General features: G+C 71.3%; 18 protein-coding genes, 1 tRNA gene and 1 other RNA gene. 8 read left to right on the plus strand and 12 right to left on the minus strand.

The annotated features are described in order from the left end of the window. Positions 1–7: 7 nt before the first annotated feature. A complete protein-coding gene (locus tag LO762_RS15970) occupies positions 8–1,765 on the minus strand; it encodes a prolyl oligopeptidase family serine peptidase (RefSeq protein ID WP_230615833.1) in 1,758 nt (585 codons plus the stop codon). A 133-nt stretch (positions 1,766–1,898) separates the two neighbouring features. Between LO762_RS15970 and LO762_RS15975 the strand changes: the two genes are divergently transcribed. Together LO762_RS15975 and LO762_RS15980 are read left to right on the plus strand one after the other, a co-directional pair. Further along, positions 1,899–2,408, plus strand: a complete 510-nt coding sequence (locus tag LO762_RS15975) for a hypothetical protein (RefSeq protein ID WP_230615835.1) — start codon at positions 1,899–1,901, stop codon at positions 2,406–2,408. Next, positions 2,384–3,280, plus strand: coding sequence for a hypothetical protein (locus LO762_RS15980; RefSeq protein ID WP_230615837.1), 897 nt, complete (start codon positions 2,384–2,386; stop codon positions 3,278–3,280). Before LO762_RS15975 ends, LO762_RS15980 begins: the two co-directional genes overlap by 25 nt. 86 nt (positions 3,281–3,366) lie before the next feature. On the opposite strand, the gene LO762_RS15985 is transcribed toward LO762_RS15980, so the two are convergent. From LO762_RS15985 to LO762_RS33550, 4 genes are all read right to left on the minus strand, one after another. Next, entirely contained in the window at positions 3,367–3,636 is a 270-nt protein-coding gene (locus tag LO762_RS15985) for a hypothetical protein (RefSeq protein WP_230615839.1), read from the minus strand. A 149-nt stretch (positions 3,637–3,785) separates the two neighbouring features. Then, the gene (locus LO762_RS15990) at positions 3,786–4,841 is read right to left on the minus strand and encodes an aspartate-semialdehyde dehydrogenase (RefSeq protein WP_230615841.1); all 1,056 of its coding nucleotides are present in this window, start codon (positions 4,839–4,841) and stop codon (positions 3,786–3,788) included. Next, positions 4,838–6,106 carry an aspartate kinase gene (locus tag LO762_RS15995; RefSeq protein WP_230615843.1) on the minus strand — a complete coding sequence of 423 codons (1,269 nt, stop codon included), beginning with the start codon at positions 6,104–6,106 and terminating at the stop codon, positions 4,838–4,840. The genes LO762_RS15990 and LO762_RS15995 overlap by 4 nt, the downstream gene beginning before the upstream one ends. Positions 6,107–6,224: 118 nt before the next feature. Then, complete coding sequence (locus tag LO762_RS33550) at positions 6,225–8,309, minus strand: tetratricopeptide repeat protein (protein ID WP_230615845.1); 2,085 nt, start codon at positions 8,307–8,309, stop codon at positions 6,225–6,227. A gap of 198 nt (positions 8,310–8,507) precedes the next feature. Between LO762_RS33550 and LO762_RS16005 the strand changes: the two genes are divergently transcribed. Together LO762_RS16005 and LO762_RS16010 are read left to right on the plus strand one after the other, a co-directional pair. Further along, entirely contained in the window at positions 8,508–8,909 is a 402-nt protein-coding gene (locus LO762_RS16005) for a hypothetical protein (RefSeq protein ID WP_230615847.1), read from the plus strand. Next, positions 8,909–11,119, plus strand: coding sequence for a tetratricopeptide repeat protein (locus tag LO762_RS16010; RefSeq protein ID WP_230615849.1), 2,211 nt, complete (start codon positions 8,909–8,911; stop codon positions 11,117–11,119). The genes LO762_RS16005 and LO762_RS16010 overlap by 1 nt, the downstream gene beginning before the upstream one ends. Before the next feature lie 27 nt (positions 11,120–11,146). Here LO762_RS16010 and LO762_RS16015 read toward each other — a convergent pair whose 3' ends face one another. Continuing rightward, entirely contained in the window at positions 11,147–11,602 is a 456-nt protein-coding gene (locus LO762_RS16015; RefSeq protein ID WP_230615851.1) for an NUDIX hydrolase, read from the minus strand. A gap of 253 nt (positions 11,603–11,855) precedes the next feature. On the opposite strand from LO762_RS16015, the gene LO762_RS16020 reads away from it, so the two are divergent. Together LO762_RS16020 and LO762_RS16025 are read left to right on the plus strand one after the other, a co-directional pair. Beyond that, complete coding sequence (locus tag LO762_RS16020; RefSeq protein ID WP_230615853.1) at positions 11,856–12,404, plus strand: RNA polymerase sigma factor; 549 nt, start codon at positions 11,856–11,858, stop codon at positions 12,402–12,404. Further along, on the plus strand, positions 12,401–13,438 hold the full coding sequence (locus LO762_RS16025) for a CU044_5270 family protein (protein WP_230615855.1): 1,038 nt from the start codon (positions 12,401–12,403) through the stop codon (positions 13,436–13,438). Before LO762_RS16020 ends, LO762_RS16025 begins: the two co-directional genes overlap by 4 nt. A gap of 263 nt (positions 13,439–13,701) precedes the next feature. Here the strand turns inward: LO762_RS16025 and LO762_RS16030 are convergent, their stop codons facing one another. The 5 genes from LO762_RS16030 to ffs form a co-directional block, all read right to left on the minus strand. Next, positions 13,702–14,250: a DUF5063 domain-containing protein gene (locus LO762_RS16030; RefSeq protein ID WP_230615857.1), complete on the minus strand. Its 549-nt coding sequence runs from the start codon at positions 14,248–14,250 to the stop codon at positions 13,702–13,704. Further along, entirely contained in the window at positions 14,243–14,842 is a 600-nt protein-coding gene (recR, locus tag LO762_RS16035) for a recombination mediator RecR (RefSeq protein WP_230615858.1), read from the minus strand. Before recR ends, LO762_RS16030 begins: the two co-directional genes overlap by 8 nt. 3 nt (positions 14,843–14,845) lie before the next feature. Continuing rightward, the gene (locus tag LO762_RS16040) at positions 14,846–15,187 is read right to left on the minus strand and encodes a YbaB/EbfC family nucleoid-associated protein (RefSeq protein ID WP_230615859.1); all 342 of its coding nucleotides are present in this window, start codon (positions 15,185–15,187) and stop codon (positions 14,846–14,848) included. A gap of 189 nt (positions 15,188–15,376) precedes the next feature. Continuing rightward, entirely contained in the window at positions 15,377–17,755 is a 2,379-nt protein-coding gene (locus tag LO762_RS16045; RefSeq protein WP_230615860.1) for a DNA polymerase III subunit gamma and tau, read from the minus strand. Between the two features lie 20 nt (positions 17,756–17,775). Beyond that, positions 17,776–17,871: signal recognition particle sRNA small type (ffs, locus tag LO762_RS16050), an RNA gene on the minus strand. Positions 17,872–17,914: 43 nt separating this feature from the next. On the opposite strand from ffs, the gene LO762_RS16055 reads away from it, so the two are divergent. Both LO762_RS16055 and LO762_RS16060 read left to right on the plus strand, forming a co-directional pair. Then, complete coding sequence (locus LO762_RS16055; RefSeq protein WP_230615862.1) at positions 17,915–18,235, plus strand: DUF952 domain-containing protein; 321 nt, start codon at positions 17,915–17,917, stop codon at positions 18,233–18,235. A gap of 10 nt (positions 18,236–18,245) precedes the next feature. Beyond that, a tRNA-Ser gene (locus LO762_RS16060) sits at positions 18,246–18,330 on the plus strand. A gap of 214 nt (positions 18,331–18,544) precedes the next feature. On the opposite strand, the gene LO762_RS16065 is transcribed toward LO762_RS16060, so the two are convergent. Further along, positions 18,545–18,832, minus strand: a complete 288-nt coding sequence (locus LO762_RS16065; RefSeq protein ID WP_230615864.1) for a hypothetical protein — start codon at positions 18,830–18,832, stop codon at positions 18,545–18,547. Positions 18,833–19,104: the final 272 nt, after the last annotated feature.

Raw genomic sequence — 19,104 nt, forward strand, 5'->3', positions numbered from 1 at the left:
GGGCGGATCAGGACATGTTCAGGTATTTCATGGCGAAGCCGATCTCCGCTTCCACCTGCTTGATCCGTTCTTCAACCACGAGTGACCCGTGGCCCGCGTCATACCGGTAGACCTCGAACGGCTTGCCGAGCTTGTCCAGCGCGTCCAGATAGTTGTTGATCTGCCGGATCGGACAGCGCGGGTCGTTCTCCCCGGCCAGGACCAGGACGGGCGCCTCGACGGCCTCCACGTACGTCAATGGAGAGGACTCGCGGTACTTCTCGGGCACCTCCTGCGGGGAGCCTCCGAACAGCGACCTGTCGAACGCCTGGAGCGCCTCCATCTCGTCCTCGTAAGCGGCGAAGTAGTCCGCGATGGGCACGGACGCCACCGCGACCGTCCAGTCCTTCGGCTGGGTGCCGATGCCGAGCAGCGTCAGGTAGCCGCCCCAGGAACCGCCCGCCAGGACAAGCCGCTCAGGATCGGCCAGACCCGTCTCGACCGCCCAGTCACGGACCGCCTTGACGTCCTCCAGCTCGATCAGACCGACCTTCTCCTCCAACGCGTCCCGCCAGGCCGAGCCGTAGCCCGTCGAGCCCCGGTAGTTCACCTGGACGACGGCGAACCCGTGGTCCACCCAGGCGGCGGTGTTCGGGTTGAACGCGTCGACGTCCTGGGCCTCCGGGCCGCCGTGCACGTCGAAGATCGTCGGGAACGGGCCCTCGCCCTCCGGCCTGGACACCAGCGCGTGGACACGGCCGCCCGGACCCTCCACCCAGGCGTCCTCCATCGGGACGGAGCCGGGCGCGGGCTCGCCCGGCGGGGTCAGCACCACCGCGCCCGTCGTCGAGCGGATGACGGGCGGCTCGGCCGCGCACGTGAAGGCGAACTCCACGGTGCCGTCCGGCCGCGCCGTCGCGCCGCCCACACAGCCACGCGGGGTCTCGATCCGGGTGAGCTCGCGGGTGGCCAGGTCGTAGCGGAACAGCTCGTCACGGGCCTCGTAGCCGTGCGAGACGAGCAGGCTCGCGCCGTCCGGGAACCAGCTCGCGCCGACCTCGCCGGGCAGGTCGAAGACGAGTTCGTCCTCCTCGCCGGTGAGCGGGTTCCACAGGAGCAGCTCTTCCTTACCGCGCCGCTCGTGCGCGACGAGGAGCCTCGGGTCGCCCTCGACCGGGGAGAAGCCGGACGGGCCCACGCCCTTGCCCGGACCGTCCCAGAGGTCGGCGACCGTGGTGCCGTCCGGGCGGACCACGCGTACGGCGGGGTGCCTCGCGTCGCCGTGCTCGCTGTGCCCGATCGCGATGAGGCCCTCGTCCCTGGACAGGCCGCCCAGGTAGGCGTTCTCCTTGTGCTCGTACAGGGTGACGGGCGCGGAGTCCGGATCGACGAGGTGGACGGACGAGCCGTGCTCCCCGGACCTTCCGACCAGGACCCTGCCGCTGCGGCCGAGCGCGAGGCCCGCCGGATAGGACGCCTCCAGCGGCGTCGCCGGGACCGCCTCGCCGCCCTCGAAGGGCTGCTTCACCCAGACGCCGAACTCGTCGCCGTCGGTGTCGGCGAACCACCACACGTCGCGGCCGTAGGGTTCGAGCGCGGCCATGATGGTGCCGTTGGGACGGCTGGTGGCCTGGCGCTGCTCGCCGGTCTCCCTGTCCCACGTGTAGACCTCCCACACGCCGCCGGCGTTGGACCGGAACAGCGCCCGGTGCGGCGCCTCGCGGGCCCACCCGGGCAGGCTCACCCTGGCCGCCCGGTACCGCTTCTTCCACCTGTCGTCGCTCATGCTCCATGTCTACCTCTTCGGACCGACACTCCGCAGCGCGTCCGCACCTCCCGTCCCATGACTGGATTGTTTTCCCTCAGATAGGGGAAGAGACAGAAAAACCCCGCTGCCGTGTTCCGCGCACCCCCCGGCGGTGACCATGCGCTCCCTGCTCGCCGTGCTGTTGCCCCTCATCGTCGGCGCCGTGCTCACGCTCGCCGCCACCGAGCTGCCCCGCGCGCAGGATCGCAACCGCGAGCGGGCGCGCGGCCTCCTGCTGGCCGCGCACGACTTCCGGCACGCCTGCGAGGAGTGGCTCGACCTGCGGCTCACCGCCCACTCCACCCCGTCGACGTGGGAGCTGCGCGCCCGTCAGGAGGATCTCGCCTGGCAACTTGAGCACGTCATCAGCCGCCATCCGTGCTGGCGTTGGCCGCGCCGTCTCCTGGAGCACCTCCAGGACGGGCCGTTCGGCGCGGGCCTCACCAGCGGATGGACGCGGCTCAGCCCCGCCGAGCGGCGCATCCGGCACGACACGACGCACCGCGCGCTCGACGAGTTCGTCAGGCACACCACGCGGCTCGCCGCGCGGATGGAGCACCCCCTGCTGTCCCGCCGAGAGATGAGGAGTGAGCCGGTATGGACGCGACACCCCGACGCATGAACCCGTTCGACACCTCCCCCGAGGCCGGGCACCTTCCGCTCTGCCCTTGGCGGCTCGCCGCACACGAAAGGGATTATGTCCCTGTTGACCATAGTTTCCAGGCTTATGAGAAATTCAAGGGCGCCATTTCCGGCGACCCCTTCACGACGGGCTGGCTGTTCGTCTTCAAGGGCCCCTCCGGCTGCGGCAAGACCGCGCTCATGCACCGCTGCGCGCACTGGCTCCAACGCGCGGGCGAGACCTCCGGCGGCTACAAGGCCGAGATCATCGACTTCACCGACCAGGTGCCGCCGACGTTCGAGGCACTGCCCGTCGAGCGCCGGGTGGCGTTCGTCGCCCGGCGGGTGGCCCGACGCGTCGGCCAGTTCCTCGGCCGCCCGCTGCGGCCCGGCCCGCCCGACCTGCTGTACGCGGCGATGAGCGATCTCCTGCTCGCCCAGGACGAGGAGGACAGGCGCCTCGTCCTCGTGCTGCTCCCCCCTTCGGAACTCGCGGCCGAACTCGACCACTACCGGTACCTGGGCAGGCCCGGCCTCGTGTTCATGGCCGAGACGAGCACCGACGAAACAGACCCCGCCGCCACGTTGACCTCACGGTACGGCCTCAGAACCGTCCCCCTGGAGGTGCGCGGGCTCAGCCCCGGCGACGGCTGGAAACTCGTCCGGGCCCGGATGCGCGGCGGCGCCACCCCCCGCTTCCCGCGCGCGCTCGTCGACTCCTACATGACGGCCATGGCGGGCCGCTCCCGCGACGGGATCTCCATCAAGGAGCTGCGCAGTGTCCTGGCGGGCGCCTACGCCGTCGCAGTGGCCCGCGCGCACACGACCGTCAGCGAAGAAGACCTCCTCGACTCCTACCTGGGCGGTGCCTGATGACCGAGATCGAATCCTTCGTCGAACAGCTCCACACGCAGGTACTCCGGCGCTTCACCTCGCTCGTCGCCGACGAACTGGGCGCGTCACGGTACACCTGGCACGCGGCGCAGGCGCTGGCCGAACACCGGATGAGCGCCCGGCAGGCCATCCACCGGCTCGGCCTGCCCGAACGCCGGTTCTTGTCCGGCCTGCGCGCCGACCTGCGGGCCGCGATCGGCGACGACCAGTACGCCACCGCCCTCGCCCTGCTCCCCCGCGACGGCTTCGCGCCCCTCGTCCGCACCTGGCTCACCGGCGAGCCACCCGCCCCCGCCCTCGTCGAACGCGGCGTCACCTGGACGATCGGCCGCCACGCCGCCCCCGTCACCGCCGTCAGCCTCCTCACCCTCCTCCAGACCCGCCCCCGCGCCAACGCCGTCTTATCCGGTCGCGGCGGCGTCGGCGGAAACGGCGACGCCCGTCCGTTTCGTGAGGAAACGGACGGGCGTCGGGGGTGTGCGGGTCAGGCGGTGAACTCGGTGGCGACGAGTTCGGCGATCTGGGCGGTGTTGAGGGCCGCGCCCTTACGGAGGTTGTCTCCGCAGAGGAACAGGTCGAGAGCCTTCGGGTCGTCCAGGGCGCGGCGCACGCGGCCGACCCAGGTCGGGTCGGTGCCTACGACGTCGCTCGGCGTCGGGAACTCGTACGCCTCGGGGTTGTCGCTCAGCACCACGCCCGGCGCGGCCGCGAGCACGGCCTGGGCCTCACGCTGGTCCACCGGCTGCGCGAACACCGCGTGCACGGCCAGCGAGTGGGTGGTGACGACGGGGACGCGCACACACGTCGCCGAGACGCGCAGCTCGGGCAGGCCGAGGATCTTGCGCGACTCGTTGCGGACCTTCAGCTCCTCGGACGACCAGCCGTCCTCCTTGAGCGAGCCCGCCCACGGCACGACGTTCAGCGCGAGCGGCGCCGGGAACGGTCCCTCGGTGCCGACGATCGCCCGCACGTCGCCCGCCCGCTGGCCCAGCTCACGGTTGCCCGCGACCTTCTCCAGCTGCGCGTAGAGCGTGTCGATGCCCTCCTGGCCCGCGCCGGACGCCGCCTGGTAGGACGCGACGACGAGCTCGGCGAGGTCCCAGCGCCGGTGCAGCGCGCCCAGCGCGACGATCATCGAGAGCGTCGTGCAGTTCGGGTTCGAGATGATGCCCTTCGGCCGGGCCTTGGCCGCGTCCGGGTTCACCTCCGGGACGACCAGCGGAACGTCCGGGTCCATCCGGAAAGCGCCGGAGTTGTCCACGGCGACGGCGCCGCGCTCGGCCGCGATCGGCGCCCACTGCGCGGACACCTCGTCCGGCACGTCGAACATGGCGATGTCGACGCCGTCGAAGACCTCGGGCGCGAGCGCCTGCACGACGACCTCCTCGCCGCGCACGGTGAGCTTCTTGCCCGCCGAGCGGGGCGAGGCGACGAGACGGATCTCGCCGTACACGTCCTCGCGGGTGGACAGGATGTCGAGCATCACGGTGCCGACGGCCCCGGTGGCGCCGACGACGGCGAGAGTGGGCTTGCGGCTCATCGGCCGGTACCTCCGTAAACGACGGCCTCGACCTGTTCGGCGTCGAGGTCGAATGCGCGGTGCGCGGCGGCGACGGCGGTGTCGATGTCGTCCTGGGCGACGATCACCGAGATCCGGATCTCCGAGGTGGAGATCATCTCGATGTTGACACCGGAGTCGGCGATCGCGCCGAAGAACGTTGCGGTGACGCCCGGATGGGTGCGCATCCCGGCGCCGACCAGGGAGATCTTGCCGATGCGGTCGTCGAACCGCAGCGAGTCGAAACCGATCCGCTGCTGTGCCTTGTTCAGGGCGGACAGGGCGGCCTGGCCGTCGGCGGCGGGCAGCGTGAAGGAGATGTCGGTCTTGCCGGTCGCGGCGGCCGACACGTTCTGCACGACCATGTCGAGGTTGATCTCGGCCTCGGCGAGCGTCCGGAAGATCGCGGCGGCCTCACCGACCTTGTCGGGCACCCCGACCACCGTGATCTTGGCTTCGCTCCGGTCGTGCGCGACGCCGGAGATGATCGCGTTCTCCACCTCGGTCCCCTCGTTGCTCCCGACGACCCACGTGCCTTCCTTCTGGCTGAACGAGGACCGCACGTGGATCGGAATGTTGTAGCGGCGCGCGTACTCGACGCAGCGCAGGTGCAGGATCTTGGCGCCGGACGCGGCCAACTCCAGCATCTCCTCGTACGAGATGCGCGGGATCTGCCGGGCCGTCCTGACGATCCGCGGGTCGGCGGTGAACACGCCGTCCACGTCGGTGTAGATCTCGCAGACGTCGGCGTTCAGGGCCGCCGCGAGGGCGACCGCCGTCGTGTCAGACCCGCCACGGCCGAGGGTGGTGATGTCCTTGGAGTCCTGCGAGACGCCCTGGAAGCCCGCGACGATGCAGATCGAGCCCTCCGCGAGGGCGTTGCTGATCCGGCCGGGCGTGACGTCGATGATTTTGGCTTTGCCGTGCGAGGAGTCGGTGATCACGCCGGCCTGGGATCCGGTGAACGATTTCGCCTCGTGTCCGAGGTTGGCGATGGCCATGGCGAGGACCGCCATGGAGATCCGCTCCCCGGCCGTCAACAGCATGTCGAGCTCCCGCGCGGGCGGGAGCGGGGACACCTGCTGGGCGAGGTCGATCAGCTCGTCCGTCGTGTCGCCCATCGCGGAGACCACCACGACGACGTCGTTACCGGCCTTCCTGGTGGCGACGATGCGCTGAGCGACCCGCTTCACGCAGTCGGCGTCGGCGACGGAGGAGCCGCCGTACTTCTGCACGACAAGAGCCACAGGCGGCGCTCCTACAAGTTCGAGTGCAAAGCTTGACCCCCAGAGTCTACCGATACCCCCTGTGACCCTTCACCCAGGTTTTCTCACCCACTGAGACCCCCATCCCACCCCTCGACCCTCACTCCTCCACCCGCCGCCGCGTGGCCTGCGTATCCGGATGATCATTCCCCAGCACCCTGATCTGCGCCTCCAACACAGCCTGGAACTCCCGCCGCGCCTCCTCTTCCCGGCCCTGCTTCAGCATCGCGTACGCGAGGTTGTGGCGGGTGGTGAGTGTGTTCGGGTGGTCTTCGCCCAAGACGCGCTGTTGGGTGGTGTGGAGGGTGCGAAGTTCGGTTTCGGCTTCGCCGTACCGGCCCTGCTTCAGCATCGCGTACGCGAGGTTGTGGCGGGTGGTGAGTGTGTCCGGGTGGTCTTCGCCCAAGACGCGCTGGCGGGTGGTGTGGAGGGCGCGAAGTTCGGTTTCGGCTTCGCCGTACCGGCCCTGCACCAGCACCGTGGACGCGAGATTGTGGCGGGTGGTGAGTGTGTCCGGGTGGTCTTCGCCCAAGACGCGCTGGCGGGTGGTGTGGAGGGCGCGAAGTTCGGTTTCGGCTTCGCCGTACCGGCCCTGCACCAGCACCGCGTACGCGAGGTTGTTGCGGGTGGCGAGTGCGTCCGGGTGATCTTCGCCCAAGACGAGCTGGAAGGTGGTGTGGAGGGTGCGGAGTTCGGTTTCGGCTTCGCCGTACCGGCCCTGCACCAGCACCGCGTACGCGATGCTGTGGCGGGTGGCGAGTGCGTCCGGGTGATCTTCGCCCAAGACGAGCTGGAAGGTGGTGCGGAGAGCGCGGAATTCGGCCTCGGCGAGTGGGGCGTTGCCGCTGGCTTGGGTGAAGCGGGCAGTGAACTGGGCGGCGGTGCAGAGGTCGGCGGCGGTTTTGGGTGGGGTGGTGGGGGTGAGGCGGGGGAGGAGGTCGGTGGTGTGGGGGGTGAGGGCGCGCCAGAGGGGCCAGGTGGTGGGGTCTTCGGGCTGGCCGAGGGGGTCTGAGAGGGCGGCTTCGGCGAGGAGACAGCAGGTGAGGGCCAGGGAAGCGGTGGGGTCGGGGTCCTGGATGCGGGTGAGGGTGCGGACGAGGGGGTGGAGGAGGAGGTCGGACTCGGAGAGGTCCACCAGGCTGACATCGGCCAGGGCGGTGAGGGTTTTCCAGAGGGCGGGGCCGGTGAGATCCGGGAGGAGGGAGGAGGCGGCGAGGAGGTCGGGGGGCAAAACGAAGTAGGGGATGGGGGCTTCGGCGAAGCGGGCGAGGAGGGTGAGGAGGGGGGCGGCGTGGGGGTGGCCGCGGGTGGCGAGGAGGTCGAGGGAAAGGCGCCAGGTGGCGGCGACGCTGGCGAGGTCCTGGTCTTCGTCGGGGGTGGCGAGCGGGGGTAGGGCGTCGGACGTGAGCAGTGCCGTGTAGGAGGCGTAGGTGCGGGCCGCGGAAGGGTCGGCGAACGGGGCGGGGACGGCGCGGACGGCGGCCAGGTAGGAGCCCGCGATACGGAGGGCCAGGGGGAGGTGGCCCAGGCGGTCGGCAAGGCGGGCGGCGTCCTCGGGCGGGCCAGCGTCGGGGCCGGTGAGGTCGCGGAGGACGTCGGCGGCGGCGTCGGTCGGCAGCAGCGGGACGGGGTGGCGGGCGCACCAGGGGGCGTCCCACCAGCGGGGCGCGCCTTCGCGGGTGGTGACGACGGCGAGGCCCTGCGGCGGCGGCTCGCGCAGCCAGCCCGTGCCGGCGCCGAGCGGAGCGCCGTCCACTTCGAAGACCGCCGGGGTGTCGGCGTTGTCGAAGACCAGCAGCCAGGGCGGGTCGTGCGCGGCGAGGGCACGCCAGACGAGGTCGGGAAGGTGGCCGTGCGCCAGGTGCTCCTCGGTCAGGCCGAGGGTGCGGGCGAGGGCGGTCAGGCCCCGGTCGAGCCGTTCGGGGTCGTGCGCGGCGATCCACCAGACCTCGACCCCGTCGGCGCCGGCCGCCTCCGCGAACCGCGACGCGACGCTCGTCTTGCCGCAGCCGCCGAGCCCGTGCAGCACCCGCACCCGTGGCCCCGCACCCGCACGGGCCCCGGCAAGCTCCGCGAGCAGGCTTTCCCTCCCGCGCAACGTCCCGTTCCACACCGGCGGCCGCAGGGACAGCCGCTCCCCCTCAGCCCGCCCCCCACCCTGCCGGAACGCGACGTCCCCCCGCACGTCGCCGATGTTGATCTGAGTCGAGCCCCCATAAGACCCGAATTTCGGAACGTCCTTTTCCTCACCCACCCGCGCCCCCTGTATCCCTTTCCCCACCCGACGTCCGCCGTTCCGACAGGCCGGGTTTCCGAGGGAACCGATCTCCCGCCTATTGAGTCTTTACCATGAAATGGGGAAACGAGAGGTGGGGGAACGGACATGTTGACGGAAGCGGCGATCGCGCTGGCGGCGGCGGGCGGCACCGGACTGGTCCAGGCGATGGCCGAGGACGGCTGGGCGGCGATCCGCGATCGGGCGGCCAGGCTGTTCGGCAGGGGCGACACCGCCGCCGAGCAGGAGGCCGGGACGGCGCTGGAGCAGACCCGCGCCGAACTGAGCCCCCTTGAGGGCGAGGCCCGCACCGCCGCCGAGGACGCCGCGCGCGACCTGTGGACGGCCCGCTGGCGCGCCCTCCTGGAAGCCGACGCGAACGGCACGACGGCGGCGGAGCTGCGCGCGCTCTTCCCCCAGCCGACGACCGTCAACAACGCACGCTCCTACCACGACTCAAAGCAGATCAACATCACCACCATCAACGGCAACCCCACCTTTAAACTCTGATGTCCGATTTCTCCCCGGAAGCGCACGACAAAAGCCGCCAGGTCAACATCCACTCCCTGAACGGGAATCCGATCTTCGGCTTCCAGGGCGCACCCGTCGAGGACCCCGCGCCGATCTCACCGCCGACCCGCACCGGCGGCCCACTACGCGGCCGCGACGCCCTGCTCGCCGAACTCACCGCCGCCCACACCGCACCGGACGGGCCCCGCGTACACGTCCTGCACGGCATGGGCGGCGCGGGCAAGACCAGCGTCGCCGCCGAACTCGCCACCCGCCTCGCCCACGGCCCGCACGGCGCGTCCGCCAGGGGCGCATCCGCCACGGGCGCGTCCGCCACGGGCGCGTCCGCCACGGGCGCGTCCGACGGGGGCGCGGCGCGCAACGGCGCAACGAACGGCGGCGCGACGGGCAACAGCGCAGCCGACGACGGCACGACGGGCAACAGCCCGGCCGACGACGGCGTGGCGGGCGGTGCCGACGTCTGGTGGCTACCCGCCGCCGACACCGAGCAGTTCCAGCCCGCGATCCGCGCCCTCTCCCGCGCGGTCGGGCTCACCGGCGAGCAGCTCAACGCCCCCGACCACCCCGAATCGCTGTGGCGGGCCCTGAACTCCCGGCGACGGCCGTGGCTCCTCGTCATCGACAACGCCGACGAGCCGGCGGTGCTGAGCATCGGCGGACGCCCCCTGCACTGGGGCACAAGCTGGCTGCGCCCGGTCCGCTCCCCGCACGGCCTGGTGGTGGTCACCACCCGCGACGGCGGCGAGGACACCTGGGCCGACTGGTGCCGCCTCCACCACGTAGGGACGCTCGCCGACACCGACGCCGCCCACGTCCTCAACGACCTCACCCGGGGGCGCGCGGGCCCCCTCCCCGACGCGGCCCGACTCGCCGCCCGGCTGGGCGGCCTCCCCCTCGCCCTGACGCTCGCCGGTTCGTTCCTCGCCCGCACCTCCCGCGTGGGCCGAGCCTTCGCCGACCTCTCCGTCCCCCGCACCTACACCGACTGCCTCACGGCCCTCGAATCCGGGACACTGACCCTCACCTTCCCCACCACCCCGACCTCGGACCTGCGGGCACGCCCCTCGGGCGGCCCCCTCGGCGACATCTGGCTGATGCCCCTCGCCCACCTGGAAGCCCGCGGCCTCCCACACGCCCGCCCCCTCCTCGCCCTCCTCGGCGCTTTCCCCGAAGCCCCGATCCCCTACGAACTCGTCCTCACCACCGCATCCCTCCCCACCTCCAAGGAGTTCGCCGACCTCACCGGCGACACCCTGTGGGCCGCCCTCGCCGCCCTCCAGGACTTCGGCCTCATCACCATGGACGACCCGGCCGCCCCCGACGCCCCACCCGTCCCCCTCCTCCACCTCCACCCCCTCGTCCGCGACGCCGCCCGCACCCTCCCCCACCCCACCTTCCCCACCCTCGCCCCCACCCTCCTCACCGAAGCCGCCGACACCCTGCCCAACCCCAACCTCCCCGCCTCCTGGCCCTCCTGGTCCGCCCTGTCCCCCCACCTCTTCGCCGCCCTCCACCACCCCTCCGCCCGCACCAACACCCCCCTCCTCGACGCCACGAACCGGGCCCTCAGTTACCTCATCTTCTCCGGCTCCCCCCGCCTCGCCGAATCCCACGCCCGCGCCTTCCCCACCCCGCCCACCCCGGACTCCGCCTCCCACCTCACCACCCGCCACTACATCGCGTCCGCGATGCTGGAGCAGGGCCGGTACGGCGAAGCCGAAACCGAACTCCGCACCATCCACACCACCCAACAGCGCGTCCTAGGCGAAGACCACCCGAACACACTCACCACCCGCCACAACATCGCGTACGCGATGCTGGGGCAGGGCCGGTACGGCGAAGCCGAAACCGAACTCCACGCCCTCCACACCACCCAACAGCGCGTCCTGGGCGAAGACCACCCGAACACACTCACCACCCGCCACAACATCGCGCGCGCGATGCTGGAGCAGGGCCGGTACGGCGAAGCCGAAACCGAACTCCGCACCATCCACACCACCTGCCAGCGCGTCCTGGGCGAAGACCACCCGGACACACTCGCCTCCCGCCACGAGTTCGCGTACGCGATGCTGAAGCAGGGCCGGGAAGAGGAGGCACGGCGGGAGTTCCGAGCCGTGTTGGAGGCGAAGATCAGAGTGCTGGGGAGTGATCATCCGAGTACGCAGGCCACGCGGAGCTGGCTGGAGTGACTTCGGCTTCGGGTGGGTTGGGGCTCTTCAAAGGAGGGTGAGGAGGGAGCGGTGGGCTGGGGGGAAGTCGTTGGGGAGGGTGGAGGGGGTGAAGAGGGCGGCTTCCAGGATTTCTCGGTTGTCGAGGGTGAGGGCGTCCAAGGGGTCCAGGAGGCGGGCCTCGTAGAAGACTTCGATGCGTAGGCGGTAGCCGCTGTTGATTTTGAGGAGGCGGCCTACTTCGACTTTGAGGCCCGTCTCCTCGCGGACTTCGCGGGTGATGGTGTCTTCGTGGCGTTCGCCCTTCTTGGCGTAGCCGGTGGGGAAGCCCCACTGGCGGCCGTCGGGCCAGAAGCGGTGCCGGAGCAGGAGGTAGCGGCCGTCGTCGGTGTGCACGACGGCGGTGATGCCGCACATGAACGTGGCGTGCGTGAGCCACAGGACGCGCCAGTGATAGCGCTTCGCGAACTTCGACCGCCAGATCCTCCGCAGCAGACCCCACATGACCCACAACCCCCTCAAAACACCGAACCGCTGACCGTGCGCCGACCCCCTGGCCGCCACGTTCCGCGACCGGCCGACACCCCGATCATGACACCTCGCGGGAGCCGTCAAAGAAGTTATCCACAGCCCGGCTCCCGCCGATACGCCGACATACGGGAAAGGCCGTGACGAGTCCGGCGAAGTACCCGTGACACCCGTCCCCGGCGAAAGGCGGACCCATGACGGCCACCGAGGTGGGGCCATGATTCAGGACATGACGGATACGGAGCCCGAATCGCACGCCGGGCTGCCGCAGGACGCCGAACGGTTCACCGACGTGTACGACCGGCACTTCGACGTCATCTACGGCTATGTGGCGGGCCGGCTCGGCGCGCAGACCGCCGACGACGTCGCCGCCGAGACGTTCACCACGGCGTTCCGGTACCGGGCGCGGTTCGACCCGGCGCGCGGATCGGTGCGCGCCTGGCTGTTCGGGATCGCCACGAACCTCGTCGCCCGGCACCAGCGGGCCGAGGCGCGGCACTACAGGGCGCTCGCACGGACCGTGGCCGAGCCGCCCGCCGCGAGCCACGAGAGCCGGGTCGTCACAGCGGTGGCCGCCCAGCGGCTCCAGCCGCAGCTCGCCGCGGCGCTCGCGGCGCTACCCGCCCGGGAGCGTGACGTCGTGCTGCTCGCCGCGCTCGCCGACCTCAGCCACGCCGAGATCGCCCAGGCGCTCGGCATCGCCTACGGCACCGTCGGATCCCGGCTGAGCCGGGCCCGCGCCAAGCTCCGCGCCGCACTGGAAGGAACCGAACGGTGAACGAACTCGACGCGCTCAAGGACCTGCTGACCGGTCCAGGGCCGAGCCACGAGGTCCGCGACGCGGGACGCCGACGGCTCGCGGAGGCCGTCAGGGGCGAGGGCCGCAGGTCGGGCGGGCTGCGCTCCTGGCGCGGCGCGGCGCTCAGCGCGGCCGCGCTCGCCGCCGTCGTCACCACGGTCGCGGTCGTCGTGCCGGGGCCGCGCGGCGCCGCGCCGCCCGCCTCCCCCGCCTCCGCGACGACACAGGCCGCCGCCGACGCCGGAACCCTGCTCCGGGAGGCCGCCGCCAAGATCGAGAAGCTCCCGACCGCCGCCTACTGGCGGGTGGACACCAGGCGGACGCAGCAGCGCCCCGACACCCCCGGGCTCGTGTACAAGCACAACACCTACCAGGAGTGGTCCCTCTGGGTCTCCACCAGCCCGGACAAGGGGAGCGTCTTCCTCCTCCGCTACGTGAACGACGACGTGCCGGGCGCGCAGGAGGTCACCCTCCTGGAGAGCGCCTCCGAGGTCGGCGGCCTCGGCGACGCGGGGATCACCCTGGAGCAGCTCGCCACCCTCCCCACCGACCCGGACGAGCTGAAGCAGGCCCTGGCCCGCCGCGTCTCCGACCACAACGACCCGAAGGACAGCGACCCGAGCGAGCCACCGACCACAGGCCCGGAGGACGCCGGGCCGGATCCCTCGCTCGAAGGTGGGGGGGCTGCTTTCAACGCGCGGTTGTACAGCGCGACGGTGCATCTCATCGTGAACCTGCCTGTGCGGTCGGAGGTACGGGCCGCCGCTTACCGGGTGCTCGCCTCACTGCCGGGCGTCAGGGACGCCGGGCCCGTCGTGGACTCCATGGGACGGCCCGGCCACGCCGTCGAGCTCGCCCCCGACCCGGACGGCGTGCCCTACCGGCTGGTCCTCGACCCGGAGACGGGCCTGCCGCGGGCCAGGGAGATGGCGGACACCCTCGATCAGCGGCTGCGCGCCTACGAGGTGTTCACCCGGATCGGCTGGACGGACGAGGCTCCCGAGCGGTCCTGACGCCCCTGTGCCGCCGTCCCGTCACCGGGGCCCGGGACGGCGCGCCACCGGCCCGAACGCGGCATGACGAGTTCCGGCCGGAGAGGGTCGCAAACCGGCACGAACCGTTTAGGCTTTACCCGTTGTTCCTTTGTTGTTCCATGTTGGGCCGGGATGTACCGATCAGGGCGGTCTATCCCGGCCCAGCGTGTTCTCCCCGGAAGTCCCCACGGGCACGGGCCCCGGTTCGACCCCGCTTTCCTTGCACTCCTGGCGGGTGCCCGTCAGGTGGCGACGAGCTCCTCCTCCGCCACGTTCAGCCGGACCCCGGACACGACGGCGTGCAGCGCGCGCAGGGCGGCGCCACCGTGGTTGCCCCAGTGGTTGAGGTAGCTGTACTGCCACCACCAGAGAGCCTCAAGGGTGCGGCCCTCCCTGTAGTGACGCAGGCCGTGGACGAGATCGGACGCGACGTCCACGAGGTCGTCCGACAGCCGGTAGGTGGTGGTCTCCGGGTCCTTGTAAGGGTCGAACACCTCGGTGTAGTCGTCCACGGCGGGCAGGCGCTCGGCCAGGCCCTGCCGGACGGCGTCCAGATCAGGGTCCTCGCCTATCTCCGGCTCCCAGTTGTCGGGCAGCACCACGTCAGGGCTCGCGCCCAGCTGCGCCCCCGCCAGCATCACCTGGGCGACCTCCAGGAGCAGCACCGACACCGTCTGGCTGGCCGCCTCGCCGCGCGCGCAGCGCTCCAGGCCCGCCAGGTAGTTCTCCACATGCAGGACGACCCGTTCCGCCAGGTCGTCCCAGTCCTTCGAGGTGTTCGCACTAGACATCGAGCAGTCTCCGTCCTTCGAAAGCGCGGCCCAACGTGACCTCGTCGGCGTACTCCAGGTCGCCCCCGACCGGGAGTCCGCTCGCCAGGCGGGTCACCTTCAGGTTCATCGGTTTCACGAGCCGGGCCAGGTACGTCGCCGTCGCCTCGCCCTCAAGGTTCGGGTCGGTGGCCAGGATCAACTCGGTCACCTCCCCGTCGGCGAGCCGCTGCATCAGCTCGCGGATACGAAGATCTTCGGGCCCTACGCCCTCGATCGGGCTGATCGCCCCGCCGAGAACGTGGTAAGTACCGCGGAACTCCCGGGTCTTCTCGATCGCTACGACGTCCTTCGACTCCTCCACCACGCAGATGACAGCCCTGTCCCGGCGCACGTCGCGGCAGATCCGGCACTCGGCCTCCTCCGCGACGTTGCCGCAGACCCGGCAGAACCTGACCTTCTCCTTCACCTGGCGCAGCGCGTCCGCAAGGCGGGTGACGTCAGCGGGATCGGCGTTCAGCAGATGGAAGGCGATGCGCTGGGCGCCCTTCGGGCCTACACCCGGCAGCCTGCCCAGCTCGTCGATCAGGTTCTGCACCACACCCTCGTACATCGCTCAGAACCCCGGAAGTTCCGGCATGCCGGGCATACCCTGCGCGAACGGACCCATCTTGCTCTGCTGCAGCTCGGCGGCGGCGCGACCGGCGTCACGGATCGCGGCGATCACCAGGTCGGCGATGGTCTCCGCCGTCTCCACCGGGTCGCTGGCGTCGATCACCTTCGGGTCGATGACCAACGCGGTGATCTCGCCCTGCCCGTTCATCGTCGCCTTCACCAGGCCGCCTCCCGACGTCCCCTCGACCTCCGCGTCGGCGAGCTCCTGCTGCGCCGCGAACAGCTGCTCCTGCATCGCCTGCGCCTGCTCCAGCAGCCGCTGCATGTCGAAACCGGGCTCCACGGCACTTCCCCCTCCGCCAACTTGGACTCCGAGCCTACGCCGCCCCGCCCGATTCCGATACGACCCCGCCCGGGCCCGCAGGCTTGACGACCCGTGCGAGACGCGTCACGGAACGCGCGCGGCTCCGGCGTCCTCCACAGGCAGCCGCCACGGGGGCGCGTCCCCTCGGAGGGAGGCACCCGCAGCGGGTCACGCGTTCGGGGCCTCGCCGATGATCTGGCCGCCGAGTTCGCGCTGGATGAGGGCGAGGCCGAAGTCGGCGCGGCCCACGGTGTCCGATTCGTCGAGGTCGTCCGGGCCGTCCGGGGGCGGCGGCAGCGGGTCCGCCGCCTCGGGCGCGGCCGGAGGCGGGGCCGCGGACGGCGCTGAGGGCGCCGGAGCGGGCGCGGCGGACGGCGGCGCGGGTCGGGGCTGGGGTTCGGGCGCGGCGGGCGGACGCGGGCGCTCCGGCGCGGGCGGACGCGGCTGGTCCCACGCGGCGGGGGCGGGCGGGCGCGGCGGCGCGGCGGGCGCCGAGCCGCCCAGCACCGCCTCGATCCGCCAGTCCACGCCCAGCTGCTCCTTCAGCACCTCGGCGAGCACACCGTCACGGCGGCCGTTGACGAAGTTCTTGCGCTTGCCCTCGTGGTCGAACGCGATGGTGAGGACCGTGCCCTCGACCGACGCGGGCGCGACACCCTCCATGATCGACATCCACGCGACCCGGCTGCGCCGCTGCACCGCCTCCAGGATCTGCGGCCAGCGCTGGCGCACCACCTGCACGTCCACCCCGCCCGTCGGCGCGGACCGCCGCGGCGCGGGCGCACCCCAACCGTCGTCGGCGGGCCGCCCGGTCGGGCGCGGCGCTGCGGACGACGGCTCGGGAGCCCAGTCGGGCACCCGCTCCCCCGTCCCAGACGACGGCGCGGGGCTTGCCTGGGAGGCCCCGGACGACGGCACTGAACCCCCCGATCCGCCTCCAGCCGTCGAGCCGGAACCGGACCCCGCAGATCCGCCCCCGGACGTCGAGCCCGCTGACCTGTCCCACTGTGTCGAACCGGGAGCGAGTCCCTCAGGGGAACCCGCTGGAGCCGAGCTTGCGGCACCCGTCGGCCTGCCTCCCGGCGTCGAGCCGGGAACCGGGCCTCCGGCGGAACCCGCCGATCCGCCCCCGGACGTCGAGCCAGGAGCAGCGCCGTCAGTGGAACCCGGCGTCCCGCCCCACGAGCCGGGGGCAGCCGCCGAGAAGGCGTCGCGGTCGGCGTCACCGCGCGCGGGCGGAGCAGACGACGCGGAGGCGGCGTAAGCGCGCGCGTCGGAGCTCGCGGAAGCGGGACGCGCGTCACGATCGGCGTAAGCGCGCGCGTCGGAGGCGGGGCCGCGCGCGGGTGGCGGAGACGCGTCCCGCGTGTATCCGCCCGCAGGGGCGGGCGGGCCGCTGCGTTCCAGGCGGTCGAGACGGGCGAGGAGCGCCGACTCGTTGCCGTAGGCGCCCGGTAGAAGGATGCGCGCGCAGATCAGTTCGAGGAGGAGCCGCGGTGAGGTCGCGCCGCGCATCTCGGTGAGCCCGGTGTGCAGGAGGTCGGCGGCCCGGGTGAGGTCGGCGGGGCCCATGGCGGCGGCCTGCGCCTTCATCCGGTCGAGTTCGTCGGCAGGCCCGTCGATCAGCCCTGTGTTCACCGCCTCGGGCACGTTCGCCATGATCACCAGGTCGCGGAAGCGGCCGAGCAGGTCGGCGGTGAAGCGGCGCGGGTCCTGGCCGCTCTCGATCACCCTGTCGATCGCGGCGAACACGGCCGCGCCGTCGCGCTGCCCGAACGCGTCGACGACCTCGTCGAGCAGGGCGGCGTCCGTGTACCCGAGCAGGGAGACGGCCCTGGTGTACGTGATGCCCGCTTCGTCCGACCCGGCGAGTAGCTGGTCGAGGATCGACAGCGAGTCGCGCGCCGAGCCCGCCCCGGCCCTGACGACGAGCGGCAGCGCCGCCTCCTCGTAAGGGACGTTCTCCGACCCGAGGATCTCCTCCAGCAACTCCTGGAGGGTTTTCGGCGGAATGAGCCGGAAGGGGTAATGGTGGGTCCGCGACCGGATCGTCCCGATGACCTTCTCGGGCTCCGTCGTCGCGAACACAAACTTCAGGTGCGGCGGAGGCTCCTCGACCAGCTTCAGGAGGGCGTTGAACCCCTCCCGGGTGACCATGTGGGCCTCGTCGATGATGTAGACCTTGAACCGCGCCGAGACGGGCGAGAAGAAGGCGCGTTCCCGCAGGTCACGGGCGTCGTCGACACCGCCGTGGGACGCCGCGTCGATCTCGATCACGTCGAGGTGGCCCGCGCCGCCGGGGCCGAGCGCCACACACGACTCGCAGACGCCGCACGGATCCGGCGTCGGGCCCTGCTCGCAGTTCAGGGAGCGGGCCAGGATCCTGGCGCTCGACGTCTTGCCGCAGCCGCGCGGGCCGCTGAACAGGTACGCGTGGTTGACCCGCCCGTTGCGCAGTGCCTGCTGGAGCGGTTCGGCTACGTGCTCCTGCCCCTTCAGCTCACCGAACGTGGCGGGGCGGTACTTGCGGTAGAGAGCCAGACTCATCGAGGGACCCGTCCGTCAGACGAAAGGACCCCTCGCACACCCGCCAGAGCCTGCTTATCCTTGCTGCCTTCCGGCCCTGGGGAGGTTCACAAGATGACGCCATGCGAGGGGTCTCCTTGAGTCTATGGCATCCGCCCCCCTGCGCCGTACAGTCCGGGGATGTCCTCCGTCTTCCATGTCGCCTCGCGCACCGCCTGGGCTGCCGTCACCCCCGACACGCCCTACTCCCTGTCCTCCCGTGACACCACCCTCGACGAGGTCGGTTTTATCCACTGCTGCACCGCCGCCCAACTCGACCACGTCCTCACCACCTACTACCGCGACGTCCCTCCGTCCGACCTCCTCCTCATCGAGATCAACCCGGCTTCCTTGGACGTCCGCTACGAACCCTCCCCCACCGGTGACCTCTTCCCGCACCTCTATTCCCCCCTCCCCCTGGCGTCCGTAATCCAGGTTCACCCACTCCCCAACACCCGCTAAGCTTTCCCACGGAGGATTCGCCTAGTGGCCTAGGGCGCACGCTTGGAAAGCGTGTTGGGTGCAAGCCCTCACGAGTTCGAATCTCGTATCCTCCGCCCTGCAACACCCGCCTGAACAGGCACAACGCACGGCCGGTACTCGAACGGGCACCGGCCGTGCTGCTGTCCAGTTGCAGTTCCCGTTGCATTCAACTGCAACTGACAGCCCTCACGAACCCCTGCCCGCGAGAAGAAACGACCGTTTCCGCACGTCAACAGACCGGAACGGACGTCGCTGGACGGCGGCACGCACGCCACGACAGCGTGCGCATCAATACGCCCCGGGCGTCAGAGCTGGATCAGCTGCGTTCCATGATCCGCGAGTGTTACGCTCGCCGACCCCGCCCTTCACCACCAGGAACCCGCCCATGTCCAGCAGAATCGTCAGCACGGTCGCAGGGCTCCTCCTCGCCACCTCCCTCAGCGGCTGCCAAGCGACCCCGGAACCCCTTCCCGCCGTGGAACCCTCCACGAAGGCGACGACACCGGCGACGAACGAACCGAAAGGGTTCGACCCCCGCCCGACCACGCCCGAGGAGAAGGAGTTCGACCTCAACATCCGCAACTCCCTCGACCCTGACGCGGGCCCCGAGTTCCAGAACATCTACTGGGCTGTGAAGACCTACGCCGGAATCAAAATCAAGGGCGACACGGCACTCGTCGCCCTGGAGGACTGGCGCAAAGCTCCCCAAGACGTCCTGTTCGGCCCCCCTCCAAGCCCCTTCTCAGAGGACTCGCCATGTGGTTCGGCAACATGGCCGGCGATCCCCAGGGCGCGCCCCGCTACACCTGGACCCTGGTCGACCACGCCTCCGGCACCCCGCTCACCCG

It is taken from the genome of Actinocorallia sp. API 0066, assembly GCF_020991275.1.
Taxonomy (GTDB): Bacteria; Actinomycetota; Actinomycetes; order Streptosporangiales; family Streptosporangiaceae; genus Actinocorallia.